Raw genomic sequence first — 22584 nt, forward strand, 5'->3', positions numbered from 1 at the left:
CGTTTTGGCTTTTTCGCAAAAAATCGTTGACTTGAAACAGGAAGTGCTCGCTGAGTCCCGCGAGCTCTTTGCCTGTGTGGACGGCATTGCCGAGGAAAACACGCTGAAGGTTTTGGATGCCATGCGCGAGTGCAAGGTATCCGATGCCCATTTCAACACGACTTCCGGTTATGCCTATGATGATATCGGCCGGGGCAAACTCGAAGAACTCTATGCCAAGATCTTTGGCGCGGAGCGGGCCTTGGTGCGCACGCAGTTCGTGTCCGGCACCCATGCTTTGGCGACGGTGCTGTTTGGCATCCTGCGCCCCGGTGACGAACTGGTGTCTCTGACGGGCAAGCCCTATGATACCATGCAGACGGTTATCGGCTATGACAATCCGAGCCCCGGTTCGCTCAAGGAATTCGGTGTGCTCTATAATGAATTGCCCATGATTGACGGCAAGGTCGATATGGCAGGCATCCAGAACGTCATCACTTCCAAAACCAAGATGGTGGAGATTCAGCGTTCCCGCGGCTATAGCATGCGCAATCCGCTGTCCATCGAGGATATCGAGGCCATCTGCGCCGAAGTGCACCGCATCAAGCCGGACTGTATCTGCTTTGTGGATAACTGTTATGGCGAGTTCGTGGATACGCTGGAACCGACGCAGGTGGGTGCCGATATCATGGCCGGTTCCCTGATTAAGAACCCGGGCGGCGGCATTGCGCCGACGGGCGGCTATATCGTGGGCAAGGACAAATTGGTGGAGCTGGCTTCCTACCGACTGACGGCACCGGGCATGGGCGATGAGCTGGGCGCAAGCCTGGCCAATAACCGCTTGCTGTTCCAAGGTCTGTTCCTGGCTCCGCATGTGGTGGCCCAGTCCATCAAGGGCGCAATCTTTGCGGCTGGTATGTTCGCCCGCCTGGGCTACAAGACTCTGCCGTTGCCGACGGATGTGCGCGGTGATATCATTCAGGCCATCGAGCTGGGCACGGCAGAGAAACTCATCGCGTTCTGCGGCGGCATCCAGAAGTATTCGCCGGTGGATTCCTATGCGGCGCCGGAACCCTGGGATATGCCGGGCTATGCTGACCAGATCATCATGGCAGCCGGTACTTTCGTGCAGGGCGCGTCCATCGAATTCAGCGCGGATGGCCCCATGCGGGCACCTTACAATGTCTATCTGCAGGGCGGCCTGACCTTTGAACATGCCGTGATCGGCATCATGGGTGCAGCGCAGGCCATTGAGGATATTGAAGAAAAATAAGGTATATAGAGGGCTGCTATGTTGCTACGAGATACTCGGCGCCTGGTCGCCATAGATATATTCCGGGGATTGACGATAGCCATCATGCTGCTGGTCAATTCCCTGCCAAATTTTGAACAGGCCTATCCGCTGCTGTTGCATGCCCCGTGGGCGGGGCTGACCATTGCGGATCTGGCCTTCCCGGGATTTGTCTTTATTATGGGTGTGTCAGCATCCCTGTGGTTTGCCAAACACAGGGATGACAGTTTTGGCGAGAAATTCAGCATAATCCTGAAGCGCTCAGTCCTGTTGTTCCTGTTTGGACTTATCCTGAATCAGCTTCCGCTGCTTCTGCAGCATTGTTTTTCGCCGGAGGCGGGCGGCTCTTTGCTGAACGATATCATGGAGCATGGCCGTGTCATGGGCGTGCTGCAGCGGTTGGGGCTGGTGTATTTCTTCGGCATGATCATCACCTGGTGGCTGCGCAGTGAAAAGCATATTGCCATCATGTCCCTGCTGTTGCTGGCCCTGTCCTCGACATGTTTTCATCTCTATGACACGACGAATCCCTTCAGTCCGGACAATAACATCAGTATGCTGATTGATGGGATTTTCCCAGGGGCGGCGCATTGTTACCTCGGAAAGCCCTTTGATCCGGAGGGGCTCTATGGGACAATCGCAGCCACAGCCTCTTTTTTGTGGGGCATGCTGGCCGGGCGGCAGCTGACCTTGGAGAGTGCGCCCATATTTGAGCGGGTGCTGATGCTGCTGGTCAGTGGCACGCTGCTTTTGATTTTGGGCGGTGTCTGGAGCTATCTGGATATCATTAGCAAACAGCTTTGGACGGCACCATACGTACTCTTTACCAGCGGCGGTTTCATGTGGGGGCTGGGCCTTCTGCAGATGGCCTTGAGTCTGTTTCCGGATTTTATGAAGTGGTTGTTTACGCCCTGCCGGCTGTTGGGCACGAACCCTTTGTTTTTCTTTATTGTGCCGGATCGGCTGTTATTGCTGTTTTGGTATATAAAGGTTCAGGGCACAGCAATCTATCCCTGGCTTTGGGAACATACGCTGCTGGGCGTGCTCGGCGCGCCTTTGAGTATTGCGGTGTTTGCTTTTGTTTGGGTGTTGCTCTGGCTGCCTGTGGCCAATTTCCTGTATAAGCGGCAGATTATCTTTAAACTTTAAGGAGGGATTGTGATGTGTTTCTTACAAGGCAAATGGAAATACCTGTTGGGGCTGGCGGTCTTGCTGGCGGTTTCTCTGTGTGGCAACCTGCCGGCATCCAGTGCGCCGGCCATTCCCTTGCGGGGGATCGTGGAAGGTTTCTATGGCACGCCCTGGTCGCAGGCTGACCGGCTGGATATGCTGAAGTTCTGCCATGAACATAAGCTCAATGCCTATATCTATGCCCCAAAGGATGATCCTTATCACCGGGCCAAGTGGCGGGAGCCGTATCCGGCCGATAAGATGGTCGAGTTGCAGGCTTTGATTGATGAGTCCAAGAAGCAGCAGGTCAAGTTCATCTTTGCAATCTCGCCGGGGCTTGACATCCATTTTGACGGCCCGCAGGTCGAGGCTGACAAACTGGCGATGGAACAGAAACTCACGGCCATGTACGAGATGGGCGTGCGGGATTTTGCCATCTTCTATGATGATATCAAGAACAAGGATGCCAAGGGGCAGGCCGAGTTCCTGAACTGGCTCAATGAGAACTTCATCGCCAAGCATAAGGATGTGTCACCGCTGATTACTGTGCCCACGGAATACTATCGGCTGGATATGGAAGCGGATGGGCAGATCAAGGAGTACACCCGGGATTTTTCCAATACGCTGGATAAGGATATTCTTGTGCTATACACAGGGGAAAAGGTGGTGCCCGACGGCCTGACCGATGAGGATTATGCCAAGGCCAATGCGCTTTACGGGCGTCAGCTGGGCATCTGGTGGAACTATCCTGTCAGCGATTACCGTGAATCTAAACTGGCTTTGGGGCCCATTGAGAAAATGCCGGTGAAGTCGGATATCCCGGCCATCTTCTACAACCCCATGAAGCATGCGGAGCTGTCAAAGATCTCGCTGGCTACCGGTGCTGACTATGCACAGAATCCGGCGAAGTACGATGCCAATAAATCTTGGCAGAAAGCCATCAAGGCACAATATGGCAAGCTGGCGCCGGCTATGGAAGCCTTTGCCGGTCACAGCCAGCATATGGTGGTAAGTTGGGCCGTGATTGGACCGGAAGACGGCCTGGAAATGCGGCAGCTGATGGAAACCTATTGGCAGGGGCCGGATAAGGCAGTCGAGAAAAAACTGCTGGCCGAACTGGAAACACTGGACCAGTCGGTCGTGAAACTGCAGCAAGAACTGCCAGCCAATGTATTGAAGGAATGCCAGCCGCAGCTGGCACAGTTCCACCGCATCCTGCAGGCGGACATGCTGGGCATTCGGGTGATGAACGGCGAGAAGCACAGACGGGCAGAATTCCGGCAGCTGCTGGATGAAGTGAAGGTCCATGATAAGGATGCGCAGGTATCAGAAGAGACAGCGCGGACCTTTTTGGATAAATTGGCAGCGCGCTTGTAATATTCTGAATATTATAGTATAATAGGACACATCGAAGCAAGTTTTCCATTTTATCTGTGGGAGGGGTTCTTATGTTTAGAGCAGTACCATTTCATCTCCGGGAAAACGCGGAGCGTGGTTATGATGTTTTGGAAAAGGTGTTGAGCTATGCCGCCGAGCAGTCCCTGAATCCGCTGGGCAAGGTCAGCGGAGCCCTGTCCTCCTTCAAGGTGGATGTGATTGAGACCGATACGGCCTACGAGCTCTTTGCGGAACTGCCGGGCTTCTATAAGGAGCAGATCACGGTTTCCTATGATGATGACAATTACCTGCGCATCAAGGCCCAGCGGGCCGAGGCTGTGGATGCCAGCATCAAGTATCTCTGCCGGGAGCGCAAAGCTGGCGACTTCGAGCGCACGTTCTACATTGATGGCATTGACAAGAAGGCCGTCAACGTGGCTTTTGAGAATGGTATCCTGCATATCGTCCTGCCGAAACAGACGGAAGACGAAAACCGTACGGTATTTGATATCGAGTGATTGAAGCTGAAAGCCTGCTGGCTGCCCCAAAAGGTGCCAGCAGGCTTTTTTTATGATAGAATATTGAAAGAATGGGAAAATATTTTCACGGTCTTGCAGGAAGAGGCAGGATTTTTTTGGATGGAAAGGGAATAGTACATAGAGTAAACAGGATTCGTTTATCAAGCTGACCAGAGGAGATTGGGAGGGACTAAAGATGATGGATGAAAAGGATTGGGCGGAGTTTAAGAGAAAACTGAAGGCCAAGACGGAAATTGACCTCGATCTATATAAAGAACCGCAGATGAAACGGCGTATTGGCAATCTGGTGACCAGAGCCAGCATGGATTCCTATGTGGAGTATTTTGACAATGCGGCCAAGAATAAGGATGATTTCGCGGCGTTCATTGAATATCTGACCATCAACGTGTCGGAGTTCTTCCGTACGCCGGAGAAATTCGGCAAGCTGGAGACAGATGTAATTCCGGATCTCTTGAAGCGTTCGCCGAAACTAAATATCTGGAGTGCGGGGTGCTCCATCGGGGCAGAGCCGTATTCACTGGCCATTATCATGAAGGAAATGACACCGGCCACCCGCCATCGCATCCTGGCATCGGATCTCGATATCGAAATCCTGGCCAAGGCCAAGAGAGGTGTCTATACCAAGGACGAGATCAAGGCCATGAAGCCGGAGCGCCTCAATAAGTATTTCACGACTGTTGAGGGAGATAAATACGCGGTCAGCCAGGATATCAAGAGCTGCATCGAATTCAAGCGGCATAATCTCTTGAAGGATCCCTTTGAGAATGGCTTTGACCTGATCCTCTGCCGCAATGTGGTCATTTACTTCACCGAGGAAGCCAAGGATCAGCTCTATGCCAACTTCTTCAAGGCCCTGAAGCCAGGTGGCATCCTTTTTGTCGGTGCCACTGAGGCCATCCTGAACTTCCGCAAATTAGGCTATACCAGTTTCCAGCCGTTCTTCTATCAAAAGCCTTTGGCATAAGAAAAACGCCAATTATTACGAAAAGATCGGAGCTAAGTCATGTACGCGAATCAACAGATAGAACAACTAGATAGGGAAAGAATGCAAGCCTTGCAGTTAGAGCGCCTGCAGAAACAGCTGAAATGGGCAGAGGAAAAGAGTTTCTTCTACCAGCAGAAGTTTACCAAGGCAGGAGTGTCGGCAGGTGACATCAAGAGCCTTGAGGACATCCGGAGGCTTCCTTTCCTGACCGCTAATGAACTCTTCCAGATTGATTCGCTCGATATGCTGACCATGCCGTTATCGGGCATCATCCGCTTCAGCGTGGTGCAGCAGGAAAATGGCGAGGTGACGAAGTTCTATACCGCCGGCGATATCGGCCATAATGTCGAGATGATGACGCGCGGTCTGGTGGCTGCAGGCATCAATCAGACTTCCGTGGTGGCCCTGCAGGGAGATATGGCGGACAGCCGCATCATGGATATCCAGTATGCGCTCGAGATGCTCGGCGCGACTGTGGTGGCTATGGGCACGGACTACCGGCAGTGGCTGCGCATGATGGAACTCATCAGCATGGATACCATTGTGAGCTCGCCGCAGCTTATCATGCAGCTGATTATCCAGCTGCAGGCTACAGGCAAGAACATTGCGGACTATCCGCTGACCAGGATCATCTGCTTGAACCAGCAGGGACTGCAGAATGCCATGCAGCGCCATATTGCCGACCGCACCCATGCGACGGTCTACAATCTCTATGAGCCGGCAGAATTGGGTACGGCCAGCATGCTTTTCCAGTGTGAAGCCCATAAGGGATATCATATCCAGGAGGATTATTTCTATCCGGAAATTGTGGCGTTCCATAGCAGCCATGTGGTGACCGAACCCCATCAGATGGGCGAGCTCGTAGTGACCACGCTGGCAGCCGAAGCAGTGCCGCTGATTCGCTACCGCACCGGACAGGCAGTGATGCTGGAAACGGATGTATGTGATTGCGGAAGGACACTATACAGGGTAACGACACCATTTACATTTATGTGAGAAAATTGCCTTCCCCTTGGGGGAAGGCTTTTTATGTGAGGAATGACAATGACAGCAACTTTGGATTTTATCATCGGCCGCAGCGGCACGGGCAAGACACATGCCTGCCTTTCGGCCATGCAGGCGGAAATGGAGGCGCGGCCTTTAGGGCCGGCGCTAATCTTGCTCCTGCCGGAGCATATGACCTATAAGACTGAGCGGGAACTGGCCATGATGATGGAGCAGAATGGGCAGGGATTTTTCCGGGCCTATGTGTTCGGCTTCCGGCGCTTTGCCCGGCAAATCCTGATGGAGACTGGTGGCGATATACCGCGCATCAGCGATGTGGGGCGGCGGCTTCTTTTGCAGAAGCTTTTATTGCAGCATCAGAAGGCTAAGGACCTGACGGTCTTTGCGCGGGCGGCAAGGCAGCGGGGCTTTACGGAAACCCTGTCCGATACGATCAAGGAAATCAAGAGTTACCGTCTGACCACGGATACCCTGCGGCAGGCTGCAGAGATGGTGGGCACGGGACAGGAGCGGCTCTTGGGCAAGGTGCGGGAACTCAGCATATTGGCTGATGAGTTTGCGGCAGCCATGGCTGGCCGCAAGAGTGATGCGGAAGATCTCATGAATATCCTGGCTGAGAAAATCCCGCAGGCGCAGCTTATGCGGGGCGCCGAAGTCTGGATTGACGGCTTTGTGTTCTTCAACCCGCAGGAAATGAATGTGCTGGCCGCCATCCTCGCCAGCGCAGCCAAAGTCCATATCACCCTGCCCATGATGGGCACCCCGCTGCCGGGCGGGCCAGTTAATTTCCAGCTGCCTGAGAATACCAATGAAACCGGGCTGTTCAACCGCCCCTACCGCACGATGGAAAATATCTGCCGTCTGCTGCAGGAACTGGTACCCAATCAGTCTTTCTTCTGGCAGCCGGTGACATTGCTGACGGAAAATCATCGTGCGAAAAATTCGGCTTTGGCTTGGCTGGAGAGAACGTTATTCGGTCAGGCAGAGGCTATGCAGGAGAAAGTAGAGAATCTGCGTCTGGTAGAAGCGGCCAACCGCCGTATCGAGGTGGAGACGGCGGCGGCGGATATCCTGCGGCTGGTGCGTGAAGAGGGCTATCGCTATCGGGAAATCGGCGTGCTGATTCGCAATGCCGAGGATTATGATGGTATCCTGCCACTGGTCTTTCAGGACTATGGCCTCCCGTTTTTCCAGGATGGCAAGCGGCAGAGCATCCATCATCCGCTGGCAGAACTGCTGCGTTCGGCACTTGAGGTCGTACAGCGTGGCTGGAATTACGAGAACATCTTCCGCTGCCTGCGTACGGGCTTTTTCCCGCTGGTGCGGGATGATGTGGACAAGCTTGAAAACTATGTGCTGGAATTCGGCATCCGCGGGCGCAAGCGTTGGCTGCAGACAGAGGATTGGAATTGGCATCGGCGTTACGCATTGGATACGGAAGAGGAAGAAGTGGACGCAGAAACGCAGCAACGGCTGCAGTTGCTGGATGGCTTGCGGCGGCAGGCAGTGGAGGCGTTAAGCATTTTTGACCGGTCAATCCGGCAGGCCGAAACTGTGACCGGTCAGGTTACGGCGCTTTATGATTTCCTGGTGGCGCTGGAAGTGCCAGCCCATCTGGCCAAGTGGCAGGAAGTGGCTGAGGCTGAGGGCCGCATGGCCGAAGCGGCCGAACATCGTCAGATCTGGGAAGATATCATGGAATTCTTCGACCAGCTTGTGGAAATCAGTGGTCAGGAGAAGATGAGTCTTAGTGATTTTGCAGCCGTGCTCGGGGATGGGCTCGATGCTGTGAGCCTGTCCCTGATTCCGCCGGGACTTGACTATGTGACCGTCGCTTCCTTGGACCAGAACAGCATGGCCGGCAGCCGGGCCATCTATATTCTGGGGGCTAATGCCGGGGCTATGCCACGGCGTATCAGTGAGGCGGGGATGTTTACCGATGCGGATCGGCTGCACCTAGCCGAAGCCTTGGAGAAAATGCCTGCAGGTGATGGTCAAAAGCCCATGATTTCCCGGGGCAGTCTGGAGCGCAGTTTTGGTGAACGATTCCTACTCTATCGTGGGTTCAACGAAGCCAGCGAGTACCTTTGGATTTCCTATGCCTTGGCCGATGCGGAGGGCAACGGCCTGCAGCCAGCCTCTCTGGTGGGAAAGCTGCGGCATTGTTTCCCAAAGCTGGAGCTGGATTCCATTCCGCTGGAAACGCTGGGGCGTCATGATCTGTTGCAGTTATCGGCACCAGTGCCGGCGGTATCCGGGCTGGCCAATGCCCTGCGCGGCCAGCGCGACGAAGGGCAGATGGATGAATTCTGGCGGGATGTGTATAACTGGGCCTTAAAGCAGCCGGATCTGCAGCGGCCGATGAAGCTGGCACTGGCAGGGTTATCTCCTAAGGCGCCGGTGGGTGAGATTCCCACGGAGCTGGCGCAGGCCATCTATCTGCAGGGCAAGTTCCTGCGGGGCAGTGTCACGCAGTTCGAGAAGTTCCGGCAGTGTCCGTTCAGCCATTTTGCCCAATATGGGTTGAAACTGCAGGAGCGGCACACCTATGAATTCCGGCATATGGATCTGGGGCAGTTGCTGCATGAGGTCATCCGCGAATACGGGGAAATGGTCAGCCGTGATTATGACCGTCGCTGGCAGGATGTGCCCGAAGAGCGCCGGGGGGATATCTGCCATGAACTGGTGGAAACCATTGCGCCGCGTCTGCAGAGTGAGATCCTGCTGAGCCGTCCGGATTACCGCCATTACAAGCGGCGCATGGAGGCTACGGCTTTGCAGGCAGTCAATCATCTGTCGGCCTGGGCGGCAGTGTCGGAATTCCAGCCGGCTTATTTTGAAGAAGGTTTTGGTCATAAGGCAGATAAGGTGCAGCTGACACCCTTGCCTTTGGGTAATGGTTTCGCTTTGTCCTTGAAAGGGCAGATTGACCGGCTGGATATCCATCAGGCCAGTCCGTATTTTTTGATTCTTGATTACAAGACCGGACAGGCGGCCATCAATCTCTTTGAAGTCTATTATGGCTTGAAGTTGCAGTTGTTGGTTTATATGCTCGTAGGGCAGGAACTTTTGAAGCAGCAGGATACGGAGCGGCTGCCGGCAGGCATACTCTATTCCCTGCTGAAAAATCCGACCATATCCGCCAGCCAACAGCTTAGCGATGAGGAGTTGGCGAAGGCTATCCGCAAGGAACTTACCATGCCGGGGTGGGTGCTCGCAGATATGGATGTGATTCGCAGTATTGATGCGGAATTGAACTATATCAAGCCCCAAATGACGAGTAAGGGAGAACTCAGCCAGGCCACGGCCAAATCCGTACGTACGGCGCAGGAATTTGAACTGTTGCTGGGCTATGTGGATTATATCCTGCGGGATACCGGCAGGGCAATCCTGGCCGGGGATATTGCAATCAAACCCTACCGGAATGGTGAACGCACGGCCTGCAAGTATTGCAATTATCGGGTGCTCTGTGGCTTTGATCCGGATATTGAGGGCTTTGCCTATAACGATGTGCATGATTTTGACGAACAGGAAATGGAGTGCCGCATGGCGGAGAAAATAGGAAGAGAGGATTTAGCTGATGCAATTCACCGAGGATCAACAAAAGGCCATTGAGACCTGCGGCCGCAATATACTTGTGGCTGCGGCTGCTGGTTCCGGCAAGACGCGGGTGCTGGTGGAGCGTATTATCCACCAGATCACCGAAGACGAAATGGATGTGGATGGATTATTGGTCGTGACCTTTACCAATGCAGCGGCAGCCGAGATGCGTGAGCGCATTGAAGGGGCCTTGGCAAGGGAATTAGATGGAATTACAGATCGGAAGATGGCTGCTCGTCTGGAACGACAGATAATCTTGCTGACCGGTGCCGATATCAGCACATTCCATTCCTTCTGTCAGCGGTTAATCCGTCAGCATATCGAAAATATCGATGTAGATCCGAAGTTCCGTCTGGCCAGCGAACAGGAAATGACCATAATGAAGCAGGATGTTCTGGAAACGATGCTGACGGAAAAATACGAACGGCCTATGCAGGCAGAGGACATGCCGGCTTGGGAGTCGTTTATCTCCTTTATGGATGACTATGGCGATGAAAAGGATGACGAGACGATAAAAGCGGCCATCCTGAAACTCCATGCCTTTGCCCAGAGCCAGCCCTTTCCGGAAAAATGGCTGCAAGGCCAGCAGGAACGGAAGGCGGAGACCCTGGCCGATTCCCTTTGGCTGACCGCAGTGATTCCGGAGATGAAGAACGGGCTGATGGCCATCATCCGTCAATATGAGGATGTGGCCGTGCTGGGCAGGAAGAACCCAGAACCAGCCTTTCAGGCGGCCTGGGCGCCTTATGGCGAACTGATGCAGCAGGACTTAGCAGGCTTGGATGCTATCCGGGAAGCTTTTTATCTGTTGGCTGATGCACCGGATAAAGGAAAGTGGGATGAGCTGACTTATCAGGTCAGTAATTTTTCCTGGGCAGCCATGCGGGGAAAAGTCTACAATGATTTGAAGAACGACTATCCGCAGATCCGGCAGGCTTTTGTCAATAGCCGGGATGCGGTAAAAAAGGAATTGAAAAAGTTTGACGAAAATTATATGAGGCAGTCGGCGGAGCAGCTGGAGGCGGATATCTATGCCAATCAGCAGGCTGCAGCGGTTTATGCCCAGCTGGCGCTGGATTTTTCTGCGGCTTTGCAGGTGGCTAAGAAAGAGCGTAATGTGCTGGACTTCAACGATTTGGAACATTATGCACTGCAGATTCTCAGTACGGAAGATGAGACAGGCATGGTCATTCCCAGCGAGGCGGCTTTGGCCTTACGGGAGAAATACAAGTCCATTATGGTAGATGAGTATCAGGATACCAATGGCGTGCAGGAGACCATCCTGAACCTGATTGCCCGGGAGGACAATCGCTTTACCGTCGGTGATGTCAAGCAGAGCATCTATCGTTTCCGCCTGGCTGATCCGACGCTTTTCCAGGCCAAGTATGACAGTTTCGTGGAAGAACCGGCGGCAGATGACAAGAATATGCTGATCACCATGAAGAAGAACTTCCGCAGTCGGGCGGAGGTGCTCGCACCCATCAACTTCATCTTTGACCAGATCATGACGAGAGAAGCGGCAGATCTCGACTATGATGAGCGCAGCAAGCTTTACCCCGGTTCGCTGGATTATACGGAACATGAACATACGCTGAAGGGGCCACTGGAATTAGACTTGATCTTGCAGGAACAGCCCGATGCGAAGGAAAAGAAAAAAGCCCCTGTGGATACGGCGGCAGAGGATGATAGCGAGGAGGAGCTGCAGGGGTTCAAGCTCGAAGCGCAGTATATTGCCCAGCGCATTGCCAAGTTGATGGAGGATAACCCCTTTGTTTTCGATAAGGATCAGGGAACGTATCGTCCCATTGCTTACCGGGATATCGCGGTGCTTTTGCGGGCAGTCAGCGGCAAGGCCAATATCCTGCTCGAAACCCTGCGCAGAAGCAGTATCCCGGCTTATGCCAATGTGGATGGCGGGTACTTCGAAGCGGCGGAAGTGCGGCTGATGCTGGCCCTCATGAAAGTCCTCGACAATGTGCGGCAGGATATCCCGTTGGCTGCGGTACTGGCTTCCCCGATTGGCGGTTTTTCCATGGAAGAACTTACGCAGATCCGCCTGGCGTCAGAAACCGGCGACCTTTATGACGGACTGCTCTCCAGCTTCTCGTTGGATAGCAAATTGCCGCAAGGATTGGCTGCTCGCACGGCAGCGTTCCAGGCCGATTTGGCCCGCTGGCGCAGCTACGCCATCAGTCATAGCGTGCCGGAATTGATTTGGCTGCTTTATCGAGAAACGGGCTATTATGACTATGTAGGCGGTCTAAAGGGGGGGCTTCTGCGGCAGGCCAATCTGCGCATGCTCGCCGACCGGGCGGCCGACTATGAGCGCACGAATTATCGGGGCCTGTTCCGCTTCCTGCGCTTTATCGAGAACCTGCAGAAGCGGGAAACGGACTTGTCCGTAGCCAGAACTTTGGGCGCCAGCGAGAACGTGGTGCAGATCATGACCATCCACCGCAGCAAAGGTCTGGAATTCCCTGTGGTTATCGTGGCCGATACGGCCAAGGGCTTCAATTTCAAGGACTTGAACAGTTCCTTCCTGATGCACAAGGACTTAGGTATCGGCGTAAAGATTGCCCAACGTTCGCGGGTAGGGCGGCAGATCTATAAATCCCTGCCATGGCAGGCAGTCTGTACGAAAATCCGCGCCGAAGCAAAGGCTGAGGAAATGCGCATCCTTTATGTGGCTATGACCAGAGCGCGGGAAAAGCTGATCCTTACTGGTGTGGTCAAGGGAAAAGCCCTGGAGAAGAAATTCCAGAAATACTGTAAGTTTGTGGAACAGGCAGATGTGCAGCTGCCGACCTTTGCAATCACGGGTGCAAACAGCTATCTGGATTGGGTGGCCATGGCCTTGAGCCGTCATAGTGCGGGCCTTCCTTTGCGAAAAGAAGCGGGGTTGGAAGATGTGACCTCAAACCTGGAGCAGCAAATTGAGCCAGATGCCCTAATCCGGGTAAACCTCTGCCCGGCAGAGAAGATTACGGCGGATAAGCAGGAAGAGGATATGACGAATGAACTCTTGCGGGCCTCTTGCCGCTTGCAGCCCATGCCGGCATCTGCTCATAAGGAACAGGTAGAGCAGATACTGGAGTGGCAATATGATGATAAAGGCCTGACTAACGTCCCAGCCAAGCTCACCGTCACGGAAATCAAGCGACGCTTTGCGGCCGGGGAAGAACCCGATGAAGAACTGCCTGCAGCCCGGCAGCTGATTGTCATGAACGAGCAGGAAGAATTGGAAGCGGTAACGGACACAAGTTCCCTGACATTTGTGGAAAAGGCCGCAGAGGATATCGAGACGGACTGGGCACGTCCGCGTTTTATGCAGGAGGTGCGCAAAACGCTTTCGCCAATGGAGCGGGGCACCGTCATGCATACGGTCATGCAGCGGCTGGACTTCCATGGCGATCTGAGCTATCAGGGCATCAAAAAGCAGGTGGCAGATCTTGAGGCCAGGGGGATCCTGCCCGAAGGCGCCGGCAAGGTCGTTTATATCAAGGGCATACAGGGCTTCTTTGAGTCGTCGCTGGGGGCGCAGGTGAAAGAGGCCCGCAGCCTTTACCGCGAACTGCCCTTTAGCCGGATGCTTAAAGCGAAGGATTTTTATCCCGAAGTGCAGGAGGAAGATGAACGGGTATTCACGCAGGGCGTGATTGATCTGCTCGTGGAAACGGCTGCCGGTGAGCTTATCCTGATTGACTACAAAACTGACAAAATGACCAATCCGGACCGCATCCGGCGGCGCTATCAGATACAGCTGGACCTGTATCGCAGTGCTGTGGAGGCCATCCTGGGGCGGAAGGTGGACAGGAGCTATCTCTATCTGCTGCAGAATGGCAGTTTTGTGCCCATGGATACCACGGTTAAGGAGGAAGCTTGATGCTATCGGTAGAAATCATGCAGGGGCTATTGATTCCCTTTTTGGGAACCACCTTGGGCGCCGCCTGCGTCTATATACTCAAAAAAGAATTGAAAGCCGGCGTGCAAAAAGGCCTGATGGGCTTTGCAGCCGGCGTGATGGTGGCGGCTTCCATTTGGAGTTTGCTGATTCCAGCGATGGATGGCAGTGCGGATATGGGCAGATGGGCCTTTGTGCCGGCTGTAACCGGTTTTTGGACAGGAACATTGTTTTTGCTGCTGCTGGACCATGTGATTCCGCATCTGCATTTGGATACGGAGGAAGCCGAAGGACCGAAGTGCAGCCTTCCCAAAACTGCCATGCTGGTGCTGGCCGTGACGCTCCATAACATCCCCGAAGGTATGGCTGTGGGCGTGGTGTTTGCCGGCTGGCTGGCTGGCAATGCCGATATCACGCTGAGCGGTGCTTTGGCGCTTTCCATCGGCATCGCCATCCAGAACTTCCCCGAAGGCGCCATCATCTCCCTGCCCTTGCGGGCGGAGGGGATGAGCAAGCACAAATCCTTCATCAGCGGCATGCTCTCGGGTATCGTCGAACCCATCGGCGCTGTCTTGACCATTCTGGCCGCAACCTATGTCCTGCCTGTTTTGCCATATTTACTGGCCTTCGCCGCCGGTGCCATGATCTATGTCGTGGTGGAAGAGCTCATCCCGGAAATGTCAGCCGGTGAGCATAGCGACATCGGCGTGCTGACTTTTGCCCTGGGGTTCACGCTGATGATGACTTTGGATGTGGCGTTAGGTTAAATGGTAAATATAGATTTTTCTAATTAAATATGCTATGATTGATATCGCAAGCTGTTGACAAGGCAATGTATGCTGTCAGCAGCTTCTGCGCCCTATGGCGCAAATACAGAACGAGAAAAGGGACGATAAATGGAAAAAGAGCTTCTGCGTCTTGAACGCGTCAACAAAAGTTATGATGGTCGGAAAATCTTGGAAGACCTGGATCTAACGATTCACGAGAATGAATTTGTAACCCTTTTGGGGCCGTCAGGCTGTGGCAAGACCACGATCCTGCGCATGATTGGTGGCTTTGAGACACCGGACAGCGGTAAGATCTGGTTTGACGGGCAGGATATCACGAACCTGCAGCCGGAAAAGCGTCAGGTCAATACAGTGTTTCAGAAGTATTCGCTGTTCTCCCATATGGACGTGGCGGAAAATATCGCTTTCGGTCTGAAACTCAAGGGGAAGAGTGCAAGTTACATTCGCGATAAGATAAAATATGCCCTGAAGCTGGTGAACCTGGATGGCTATGAACATGCCCGGGTAACCCAGATGTCCGGCGGCCAGCAGCAGCGCATTGCCATTGCCCGGGCCATTGTCAACGAGCCAAAGGTGCTGCTTTTGGATGAGCCGCTTTCTGCGCTTGACCTGAAGCTGAGGCAGAACATGCAGCGGGAACTGGTCAAGATCAAACGGGAACTGGGCATTACCTTTGTATTCGTCACCCATGACCAGGAAGAAGCCCTGTCCATGTCCGATACGGTCGTGGTCATGAACCAGGGCTGGATTCAGCAGATCGGCACGCCAGAAAACGTGTACAATGAGCCGGAGAACGCTTTTGTGGCCGACTTTATCGGCGACAGCAATATCATTGACGGCATCATGGTGCGGGATAAGCTCGTGCATCTGCTGGGCAAGGATATTCCTTGTATCAATACGGGCTTTGGCGAAAATGTGCCGGTAGATGTGCAGATCCGCCCCGAGGATATTCAGATCTGTGCACCCGAGGACGGTCAGTTCACGGGCAAAATCAAGCAGGTCATCTTCAAGGGCACGGTCTATGATATCACCATTGAAGCGGGCGGCTTTGAATGGCTGGTGCAGACCATCACGGGTCATGAACAGGGCAAGGAAGTGGGCTTAAAATTAGCTGCTTCTAATATTCAGATCATGGCTAAGCCCGAGTCCGAGGACGAGGAGGCCGTGAGCGATGAATGAGCGACTGTCTACGCAGCGGTTTTTGGCTCTGCCCTTCGGTCTTTGGTCCGTCCTGTTCATCGTGCTGCCGCTGTTCTTTGTCCTTTGGAACGGTCTGAAGGCCGAGACGGGCGGTTTTACGCTGGAACATCTGCAGACGGTATTGCAATGGGAATATCTGAAAGCGCTGGGGCTTTCGGTAGAGCTGGCGCTTGTCAGCACCTTTATCTGTCTGGTATTGGCCTATCCTTTGTGCTTGATCCTGCGGGAGCGCAAGGAAAGCCGCGGCCTTCTGGTCTTTGTGTTGTTCCTGCTGCCGCTTTGGATGAATTCGCTGCTGACTACCATGGCCTGGCAGACAATCTTGGAAAAGCATGGTCTGCTCAATATGTTCTTGCAGGTAATCGGTATGCCGAAAGTGCATATCATCAACACGCCGCTGGCCATCATCATCGGCATGGTCTATAATTTTCTGCCGTATATGGTGCTGCCGCTCTATGTGGCAATCAACCGCATTGATAACAGCATCATCGAAGCGGCCCGGGATTTGGGGGCTAATCCCTATCAGACTTTGCGGCGGGTGCTCCTGCCTTTGTCCATGCCGGGCATTGTCAGCGGTTCCACTATGGTGTTCATTCCGGCGCTGACCACCTTCGTGATCAGTGCCCTGCTGGGCGGCAATAAGGTATTGCTGGTCGGTAATATCATTGAACAGGAATTTACGGCGGCCTATGACTGGCAGCTGGGAAGCGCCCTTTCGATGGTGCTTATGGTCTTCATCATCCTGAATATCCTGCTGGAAGCCTTCACGGAAAATGGTGAAACGGGCAAGCAGGCGAAGAAAGGAGCAAGGCCATAATGCAGAAAATCAAGAACACCTATCTCGGCCTCATTGTGGCTTTCCTCTATGCGCCCATCGTGGTGCTGATTGCCCAGTCCTTCAATGCGAGCCGCTATCGCGGGCAGTGGACGGGCTTTACCTGGGAATGGTATGAAAAGCTGCTGGAGAGCGAAGATATCATCAATGCTTTTTCCAATACCTTGACCATCGGCGTAACGTCTGCCCTGCTGGCAACTTTATTGGCTCTGCTCACAGCTCTGGGCATGCGGCAGATGGGACGGCAGAGCCGGATGCTCCTGCGGGGGCTGGCCAATGTTCCTCTGCTTAACGCTGATATCGTTACCAGCATTTCGCTGATGCTGCTCTTCCTTGGTCTGGGACTGAAGCTTGGTTACGATACCATCCTGCTGGCCCATATCGTCATCAGCTTGCCCTATGCGATGCTCTGCATCCTGCCGCAGGTACTCACAATGGATAATGTCTGGTATGAGGCGGCCCGCGATCTGGGGGCGACACCGTTGCAGGCCTTCTGCAAGGTCATCCTGCCGGAGCTGATGCCAGGTATCATCGCCGCGTTCCTGCTCTCCTTTGCCATGAGTGCCGATGACTTCATCGTGACGTATTTCACCAAAGGTGCAGGCATCGAGACGCTGACTACGGAAATCTATGCGGAATTGAAACTCGGCGTGCATCCGGAGATGTATGCCCTGTCCACGTTGTTTTTCTGTGGCGTGCTGGTCTTTGCAGCCCTGCTGATGCTCAACTATAAGGTAATCAACCGTTATCGCCAGGCGGAGAAAAGGGGGCAGGAAGCATGAAATGGTTAAATGAATACCTGCGTTCCCTGTTGCTGGTGATGTTGGTACTCACAACTTTCACACTGACCGGCTGCGATATGTTTGCCGAGGAGGAAGAAGAGGGCGAAAATGTCCTCTACGTTTACAGCTGGGGCGATTATCTTAGCGAGGATGTTATCAAGCAGTTCGAAGAGGAAACCGGTATCAAGGTCGTGCTCGATGAATACGACACCAACGAGAGCATGTATCCTCGCATTGCCGAAGGGGCTGAGGCCTATGATGTGCTATGTCCTTCCGACTATATGATCAACAAGCTCATTCATAATGACCTTCTCCAGCCGCTGGATTTCAGCCAGCTGCCCAATGCCCGCAAGAATATCGGGCAGGACTTCTTTGACCAGTCAAAAATGTTTGACCGTGAAGGCAAGTACAGCGTCCCCTATTGCTGGGGCACCGTAGGCATCATGTACAATACGAAGATGGTGCAGGAGCCTGTGGATAGCTGGAAAATCCTTTGGGATGAAAAGTATAAGGACAATATCCTGATGCAGGATTCGGCCCGCGATGCGATCATGATTCCCTTGCGGCTGCTGGGCTATTCCATGAACACCACCAATGAGGCAGAACTTCGGGAAGCCCGTGACCTGCTGATCAAGCAGAAACCGCTGGTGCAGGCCTATGGCGTGGACGATATCCGCGACAAGCTGAGCTCCGGTGAGGCCGCCTTGGGCGTCATCTTCTCCGGCGAAGCCATCAAGCTCATGAAGTCCAATCCGGATCTCCGCTTCCAGCCAGCACCCAAGGAAGGAACGAATGTCTGGATTGACAGCTGGGTGATTCCGAAGAATGCCCGCCATGTGGAAAATGCGCATAAGTTCATCGATTTCATGTGCCGCACGGACATCGCGGCCGCTAACTTTGAAGAACTGGGCTATTCCACGCCGAACATAACTGTGCGCGATGAGGTGGAAGAAGACCTCGGTGAGTATGTTGATGTGGCCTTCCCGCCGGAAGAGGTCTACAAAGGCCAGGAATCCTACAGCTATTTGGGTGAGGCTTTGGACAAGCTCTACACGAAACTTTGGCTGCAGGTAAAAGTAGACTAATAATAAATAAAGGAAAAACAGCTTCTTTGTGGAATAATATATCTATAGACAAATTTCCAAGAACAAAGGAGTTGTTTTTTTCATGAATATCAAAGCCGAAGCATTCAGCAAGTATTTGGAAGAGAAGAAGATTGAAGCATTTCAGGTGGAAGAGATTGCCGACGATGCGCAGCATACGGTGGTATACCGTTCCCATGTGGTCGTGGAAGGCCAGCAGCTGCCTACGCTGGTACTCTTAGACGATAGCGTGTTCTCCATGATCCGCGTGCAGATCTCGCCGAATGCCCGCACGGAGGAAAATGAACTGGCCGTCCTGCGTCTGGTCAGCGAACAGAATATGAAGTTCAAGCCTTTCAAGCTCTACTTTGACCAGTCAGGCGCATTGATTCTCGATATCTGTCTGTTGACGCCGGGCAATGAAGAAAAAGATTTCGAGCGTCTGGGCGATGAAATTTATGGTATGTTTGACGTGCTGATCAAGTTCCTGGAAGAAAATTATCGGGGCTGGATGAAGGAAATCTGGTAAGAACTTGCGCAAACTGCCGTCCTGCTGACATTTCAGGACGGCAGTTTTTTTGTAGAAAAAGTTTGCTGACCGCTTAAGTTTCTCCCTAAATATACGATATATAAGGTAAGCGAAACTATATAAGGGGGTAGGTGTTCCCTTTTGGGGATAGATTTGCATCTCACATGGAGTGTGAGAGAGCAGATGCAGTAACAAGGCTGGATATTATCAGGGAGGATGTGTGAAGCCATGTCTATGGTTGTTAAAAACAATATCTCGGCGATTAGGACGCTGGGCACACTAAACAAGAACTCGGCGGCACTCGCCAAAAGCCTGCAACAAGTGTCCTCGGGCATGAAAATCAATTCCGCGGCCGATGACAATTCCGGATATGCCATCGCCGAGCGGATGCAGGTGCGGATACGGTCACTGGACCAGGCAGATCAAAATACGCAGAATGGTGCGAATCTGCTGAAAGTGGCAGAAGGATCTGTCTCTTCCACGATTGATATTCTGCGCACCATGAAGGAAAAAGCCATCAATGCAGCCAACGATACCAATACCGACACAGATCGGGGCATTATCCAAAAAGAAATGGATCAGTTCATCGACCAGGTGGATGACAACGCCCTGATTACTTACAATGGAAAGACATTGGTCGATGGCAGCAAGATGCCCAAAGGCAATGCTACGCGGACGTCGCTGACCAATCAGAGTCTCGACAAATCAACTACAGGCCTTACCGCGCTGGTGGATCTGAAGAACCGCAATGGTGAGAGCCTGAATATCCTGACATCGGACAGGATTACTGTATCCTATGTGATTCAGGGGCAGAACTATAGCAAGGAAATCGAGATTGATGCTACTAAAACACTGAATGATGTGTTGGTCGAAGCGATGGATCCTTATATTGATGTAAGCAATAACCCACAATTACGTGCAGCTAATGAAGCATATAACAGTGCAGTAAGTACGGCTAATGCCAATTATGCAGCAGCCGAGAGTACAGCAAATACTAACTTCAATAATGCGGTAAATGCGGCTACGGCTACATATAATCAGAATGTATATGATCCTGTTCATTCATATAGTAACAAGACAACTACGTATACGAATATAACTTTATCAGAAGCAATATCGCTAGCTGCTGCGGATGTGGAACTGAATACCCAGACATATTCCACCCAGAATAGAATTTTGACGGAGCATCCTAGCACAGATAATACCTATTGGAGCAATATGCAAACAACTTTTGGCCTTACGTATGCTAGTTATTCTAGCATGGCTGCAGATACTAGTACTGCTTTAGCCTCGACACAAGCGGTTTATACAACATATTCGAACCAGCTAAGTACACTTATAAGTGAACAAACTGAAATTAAGGAAAGTGCAATATCTACGGCAGCATCGACAAGGGATTCGGCTATTGCTTCGGCCTTGGCTATAAAGGTTGCAGAAATCTCTTCAGCTGTGGAAACCTATCAGGGGAACATAGGTGAATTGATTCCCTACCAGCTAACAATGGACCATGGTTATATTGTCGGTCAGGATGCCGCTGGTAATGATGTCTATACCGCCGATATGGGGTCAGGGCTGACCATCCGGGCTGCTGGTACTGGCAATAAGTATCAGTTGGCAGGTTTTACCTTTAATGTCACGGATGTTAATGGACAGATCAAGAAAAATGTTAACGCTGTACTGGATAACTTCACGGAAAGCATTCGTGCCTTTGATGAGTCATCGGATCGCTCACTTACATTCCAGGTGGATGCCAAGGCCAATCAGGCCATCAAGATTGGTCTTACAGATATGCGTTCCGAGGCCTTGGGGCTCAAGGGGGCTGATGGTACAACCATCAGTTTGGCAACCCAGAAGAGCGCCAATGTGGCGGTCAATGTTCTCGATAATGCAATCAAGAAGGCATTGGATCAGCAGACCGATATCGGCGCTATCGCCAACCGTCTGAATCAGACCTCAGCGAATCTGCATATTGCCCGGGATAACGTACAGGCTTCGGAATCGACCATCCGGGATGCCGATATGGCCAAGGCAATGACCGAATATACCAAGAACAACGTCCTCCTGCAAGCGTCCCAGTCCATGCTGGCACAAGCCAATCAATCGAGTTCATCGGTACTGGGATTACTGCAGTAAGATAATATTCAGCCGAAAAAGTCTCCCGTAAGGGAGGCTTTTTCGTGTTGGCAGCGTATATATACAGTATGAATTTATACGATTAAGTGAGGTGGCAGCAGTGGTGCGGAAGAAGATTGGGCAGGATGCCCGCATGGTGCATGTGGCCTATGCCATGACGGATAAGCAGGGAACCTATAGCAAATATATTGGAACGTCGATATATTCGCTGTTTGCTCGTACAGATGCCTGGGTAACGGTGCATCTACTCCACGATGAGACACTGACGGAACAGAACCGGGATTACTTTATCGAATTGGCACGCAGCTGCGGGCAGCAGATGTTCTTTTATAATATGGCAGAGCTTTGCCAGGATATTTTGCAGGAAGCAAGGGAGATCTTTAAGGAAGCCGTGGACACAGACTACTATACGCCGGCTGCGCTCTATCGAATTTTAGCAGCACGGGTATTGCCGAAGAATGTAAAGCGGCTGATCTATTTGGATGCGGATACGATTGTGAATATGGATATCCGCAAATTTTGGGAAATCTTCATGGATAATCATCCCATTGGTGCTGTGGGGGAACGTGATTTGATGAATCATTACCAACGGCAGGTGGATAAATCCATTGATGAAAAACTTTACCTGTTTAAAAATAGCTGGACAGATTCCGATAGCTGTTTCAACTCCGGGGTGTTGATCATGGATTTGGAACGCCTGCGGAATATGGGGGATATATTGTTGCCGGGGTTGCAGTTCCTCGTACAGCATCAGGATGAGTGCCAATTCTTTGACCAGGATATCCTGAACTATTTCTTTTCCCGGGATTACATGCATTTGCCATGGAACTACAATATTCTGCAACATTGGGACAGAAAGTGGGGAGAGCCGGAGTTGCGGGAAGGCATTTATCACTACATGGGACGTACCTTGCGCCTGAATTTTGCAGATCCGCGCGATAGTGTATTTTATGAGGCTTTTGTGCATACTCCATGGTGCAATGCGGAATATATCTGCAAGAGTCTTATCGTGACACGGGACGTCATATCGGGAAATATCCACAAGAATAATGAACTTAATCGAAGGGCTGCCGCGGTTTGGGGGAGACGCAGACGGGTATTTGTCGGGCCGAAAGAAAATGAGGAGAAACTTCGGGAAATGTTTTTTCTGCAAGATGTGGAGCCCTATGTGGCATTAGAAGAAGGATGGGAGAAAACAGGCCTGCATCTTCCCTATGATTTGAGCACCCATGTCTATGTGTTCTTCCTGGATACCTTTCCGGAACTGCGCAAGCAATTAGAGGAGGCTGGCTGGCAGGAATGGGAAGATTTCATTGATGGCAAGGCACTGATTCTGCCTCGTCCTGCACATTTGTTAGATGAATATCGTATTTTTATGGTTATGTAGG

The 22584-nt window shown here is 52.3% G+C and carries 17 protein-coding genes; all 17 read left to right on the plus strand.

Translation table 11 applies throughout. The features are described 5' to 3' along the window. Positions 1-4: 4 nt before the first annotated feature. The 17 genes from BLQ59_RS04120 to BLQ59_RS04195 all read left to right on the plus strand — a co-directional run bounded on the left by BLQ59_RS04120 (position 5) and on the right by BLQ59_RS04195 (position 22583). On the plus strand, positions 5-1252 hold the full coding sequence (locus BLQ59_RS04120; RefSeq protein WP_074571660.1) for a methionine gamma-lyase family protein: 1248 nt from the start codon (positions 5-7) through the stop codon (positions 1250-1252). Between the two features lie 18 nt (positions 1253-1270). Then, on the plus strand, positions 1271-2419 hold the full coding sequence (locus tag BLQ59_RS04125) for an acyltransferase family protein (RefSeq protein WP_074571661.1): 1149 nt from the start codon (positions 1271-1273) through the stop codon (positions 2417-2419). Positions 2420-2431: 12 nt separating this feature from the next. Then, positions 2432-3817, plus strand: a complete 1386-nt coding sequence (locus BLQ59_RS04130) for a protein O-GlcNAcase (protein ID WP_074571662.1) — start codon at positions 2432-2434, stop codon at positions 3815-3817. 71 nt (positions 3818-3888) lie between these two features. Then, positions 3889-4335 carry an Hsp20/alpha crystallin family protein gene (locus BLQ59_RS04135; protein ID WP_074571663.1) on the plus strand — a complete coding sequence of 149 codons (447 nt, stop codon included), beginning with the start codon at positions 3889-3891 and terminating at the stop codon, positions 4333-4335. Beyond that, positions 4336-4470: a hypothetical protein gene (locus BLQ59_RS16340; RefSeq protein WP_256324597.1), complete on the plus strand. Its 135-nt coding sequence runs from the start codon at positions 4336-4338 to the stop codon at positions 4468-4470. It begins immediately after the preceding gene. Positions 4471-4531: 61 nt separating this feature from the next. Continuing rightward, a complete protein-coding gene (locus BLQ59_RS04140; protein WP_074571664.1) occupies positions 4532-5320 on the plus strand; it encodes a CheR family methyltransferase in 789 nt (262 codons plus the stop codon). An 81-nt stretch (positions 5321-5401) separates the two neighbouring features. Continuing rightward, positions 5402-6337, plus strand: coding sequence for a phenylacetate--CoA ligase family protein (locus tag BLQ59_RS04145; RefSeq protein ID WP_081342444.1), 936 nt, complete (start codon positions 5402-5404; stop codon positions 6335-6337). A gap of 48 nt (positions 6338-6385) precedes the next feature. After that, positions 6386-9961 carry a helicase-exonuclease AddAB subunit AddB gene (gene addB / locus BLQ59_RS04150; RefSeq protein ID WP_074571666.1) on the plus strand — a complete coding sequence of 1192 codons (3576 nt, stop codon included), beginning with the start codon at positions 6386-6388 and terminating at the stop codon, positions 9959-9961. Next, positions 9927-13829, plus strand: a complete 3903-nt coding sequence (addA, locus tag BLQ59_RS04155) for a helicase-exonuclease AddAB subunit AddA (RefSeq protein WP_074571667.1) — start codon at positions 9927-9929, stop codon at positions 13827-13829. Before addB ends, addA begins: the two co-directional genes overlap by 35 nt. Next, positions 13829-14614, plus strand: a complete 786-nt coding sequence (locus tag BLQ59_RS04160) for a ZIP family metal transporter (RefSeq protein ID WP_074571668.1) — start codon at positions 13829-13831, stop codon at positions 14612-14614. Before addA ends, BLQ59_RS04160 begins: the two co-directional genes overlap by 1 nt. 129 nt (positions 14615-14743) lie before the next feature. Next, positions 14744-15814 (plus strand): ABC transporter ATP-binding protein, encoded by a 1071-nt coding sequence (locus BLQ59_RS04165; protein WP_074571669.1) that lies wholly within the window; start codon positions 14744-14746, stop codon positions 15812-15814. Next, positions 15807-16652, plus strand: coding sequence for an ABC transporter permease (locus BLQ59_RS04170; protein WP_074571670.1), 846 nt, complete (start codon positions 15807-15809; stop codon positions 16650-16652). The genes BLQ59_RS04165 and BLQ59_RS04170 overlap by 8 nt, the downstream gene beginning before the upstream one ends. Further along, positions 16652-17452 (plus strand): ABC transporter permease, encoded by an 801-nt coding sequence (locus BLQ59_RS04175; protein ID WP_074571671.1) that lies wholly within the window; start codon positions 16652-16654, stop codon positions 17450-17452. The genes BLQ59_RS04170 and BLQ59_RS04175 overlap by 1 nt, the downstream gene beginning before the upstream one ends. After that, entirely contained in the window at positions 17449-18537 is a 1089-nt protein-coding gene (locus BLQ59_RS04180) for an ABC transporter substrate-binding protein (protein ID WP_074571672.1), read from the plus strand. Before BLQ59_RS04175 ends, BLQ59_RS04180 begins: the two co-directional genes overlap by 4 nt. Positions 18538-18619: 82 nt before the next feature. Then, the gene (locus tag BLQ59_RS04185) at positions 18620-19063 is read left to right on the plus strand and encodes a hypothetical protein (protein ID WP_074571673.1); all 444 of its coding nucleotides are present in this window, start codon (positions 18620-18622) and stop codon (positions 19061-19063) included. Positions 19064-19291: 228 nt separating this feature from the next. Then, positions 19292-21196 carry a flagellin N-terminal helical domain-containing protein gene (locus BLQ59_RS04190; RefSeq protein WP_074571674.1) on the plus strand — a complete coding sequence of 635 codons (1905 nt, stop codon included), beginning with the start codon at positions 19292-19294 and terminating at the stop codon, positions 21194-21196. Between the two features lie 103 nt (positions 21197-21299). Beyond that, positions 21300-22583, plus strand: coding sequence for a glycosyltransferase family 8 protein (locus tag BLQ59_RS04195; protein ID WP_143005281.1), 1284 nt, complete (start codon positions 21300-21302; stop codon positions 22581-22583). Position 22584 lies beyond the last annotated feature (1 nt).

The organism is Pseudoselenomonas ruminantium (genome assembly GCF_900104055.1).
GTDB classification, from domain to species: domain Bacteria; phylum Bacillota; class Negativicutes; order Selenomonadales; family Selenomonadaceae; genus Selenomonas_A; species Selenomonas_A ruminantium_C.

Excerpts from the sequence above, each read along its gene's own strand:
- BLQ59_RS04125 (WP_074571661.1), top strand. The coding sequence starts at position 1,271 with ATGTTGCTACGAGATACTCGGCGCCTGGTCGCCATAGATATATTCCGG.
- BLQ59_RS04130 (WP_074571662.1), top strand. The coding sequence starts at position 2,432 with ATGTGTTTCTTACAAGGCAAATGGAAATACCTGTTGGGGCTGGCGGTC.
- BLQ59_RS04135 (WP_074571663.1), top strand. The coding sequence starts at position 3,889 with ATGTTTAGAGCAGTACCATTTCATCTCCGGGAAAACGCGGAGCGTGGT.
- BLQ59_RS04140 (WP_074571664.1), top strand. The coding sequence starts at position 4,532 with ATGATGGATGAAAAGGATTGGGCGGAGTTTAAGAGAAAACTGAAGGCC.
- BLQ59_RS04145 (WP_081342444.1), top strand. The coding sequence starts at position 5,402 with ATGCAAGCCTTGCAGTTAGAGCGCCTGCAGAAACAGCTGAAATGGGCA.
- addB (WP_074571666.1), top strand. The coding sequence starts at position 6,386 with ATGACAGCAACTTTGGATTTTATCATCGGCCGCAGCGGCACGGGCAAG.
- addA (WP_074571667.1), top strand. The coding sequence starts at position 9,927 with ATGCAATTCACCGAGGATCAACAAAAGGCCATTGAGACCTGCGGCCGC.
- BLQ59_RS04160 (WP_074571668.1), top strand. The coding sequence starts at position 13,829 with ATGCTATCGGTAGAAATCATGCAGGGGCTATTGATTCCCTTTTTGGGA.
- BLQ59_RS04165 (WP_074571669.1), top strand. The coding sequence starts at position 14,744 with ATGGAAAAAGAGCTTCTGCGTCTTGAACGCGTCAACAAAAGTTATGAT.
- BLQ59_RS04170 (WP_074571670.1), top strand. The coding sequence starts at position 15,807 with ATGAATGAGCGACTGTCTACGCAGCGGTTTTTGGCTCTGCCCTTCGGT.
- BLQ59_RS04175 (WP_074571671.1), top strand. The coding sequence starts at position 16,652 with ATGCAGAAAATCAAGAACACCTATCTCGGCCTCATTGTGGCTTTCCTC.
- BLQ59_RS04180 (WP_074571672.1), top strand. The coding sequence starts at position 17,449 with ATGAAATGGTTAAATGAATACCTGCGTTCCCTGTTGCTGGTGATGTTG.
- BLQ59_RS04185 (WP_074571673.1), top strand. The coding sequence starts at position 18,620 with ATGAATATCAAAGCCGAAGCATTCAGCAAGTATTTGGAAGAGAAGAAG.
- BLQ59_RS04190 (WP_074571674.1), top strand. The coding sequence starts at position 19,292 with ATGTCTATGGTTGTTAAAAACAATATCTCGGCGATTAGGACGCTGGGC.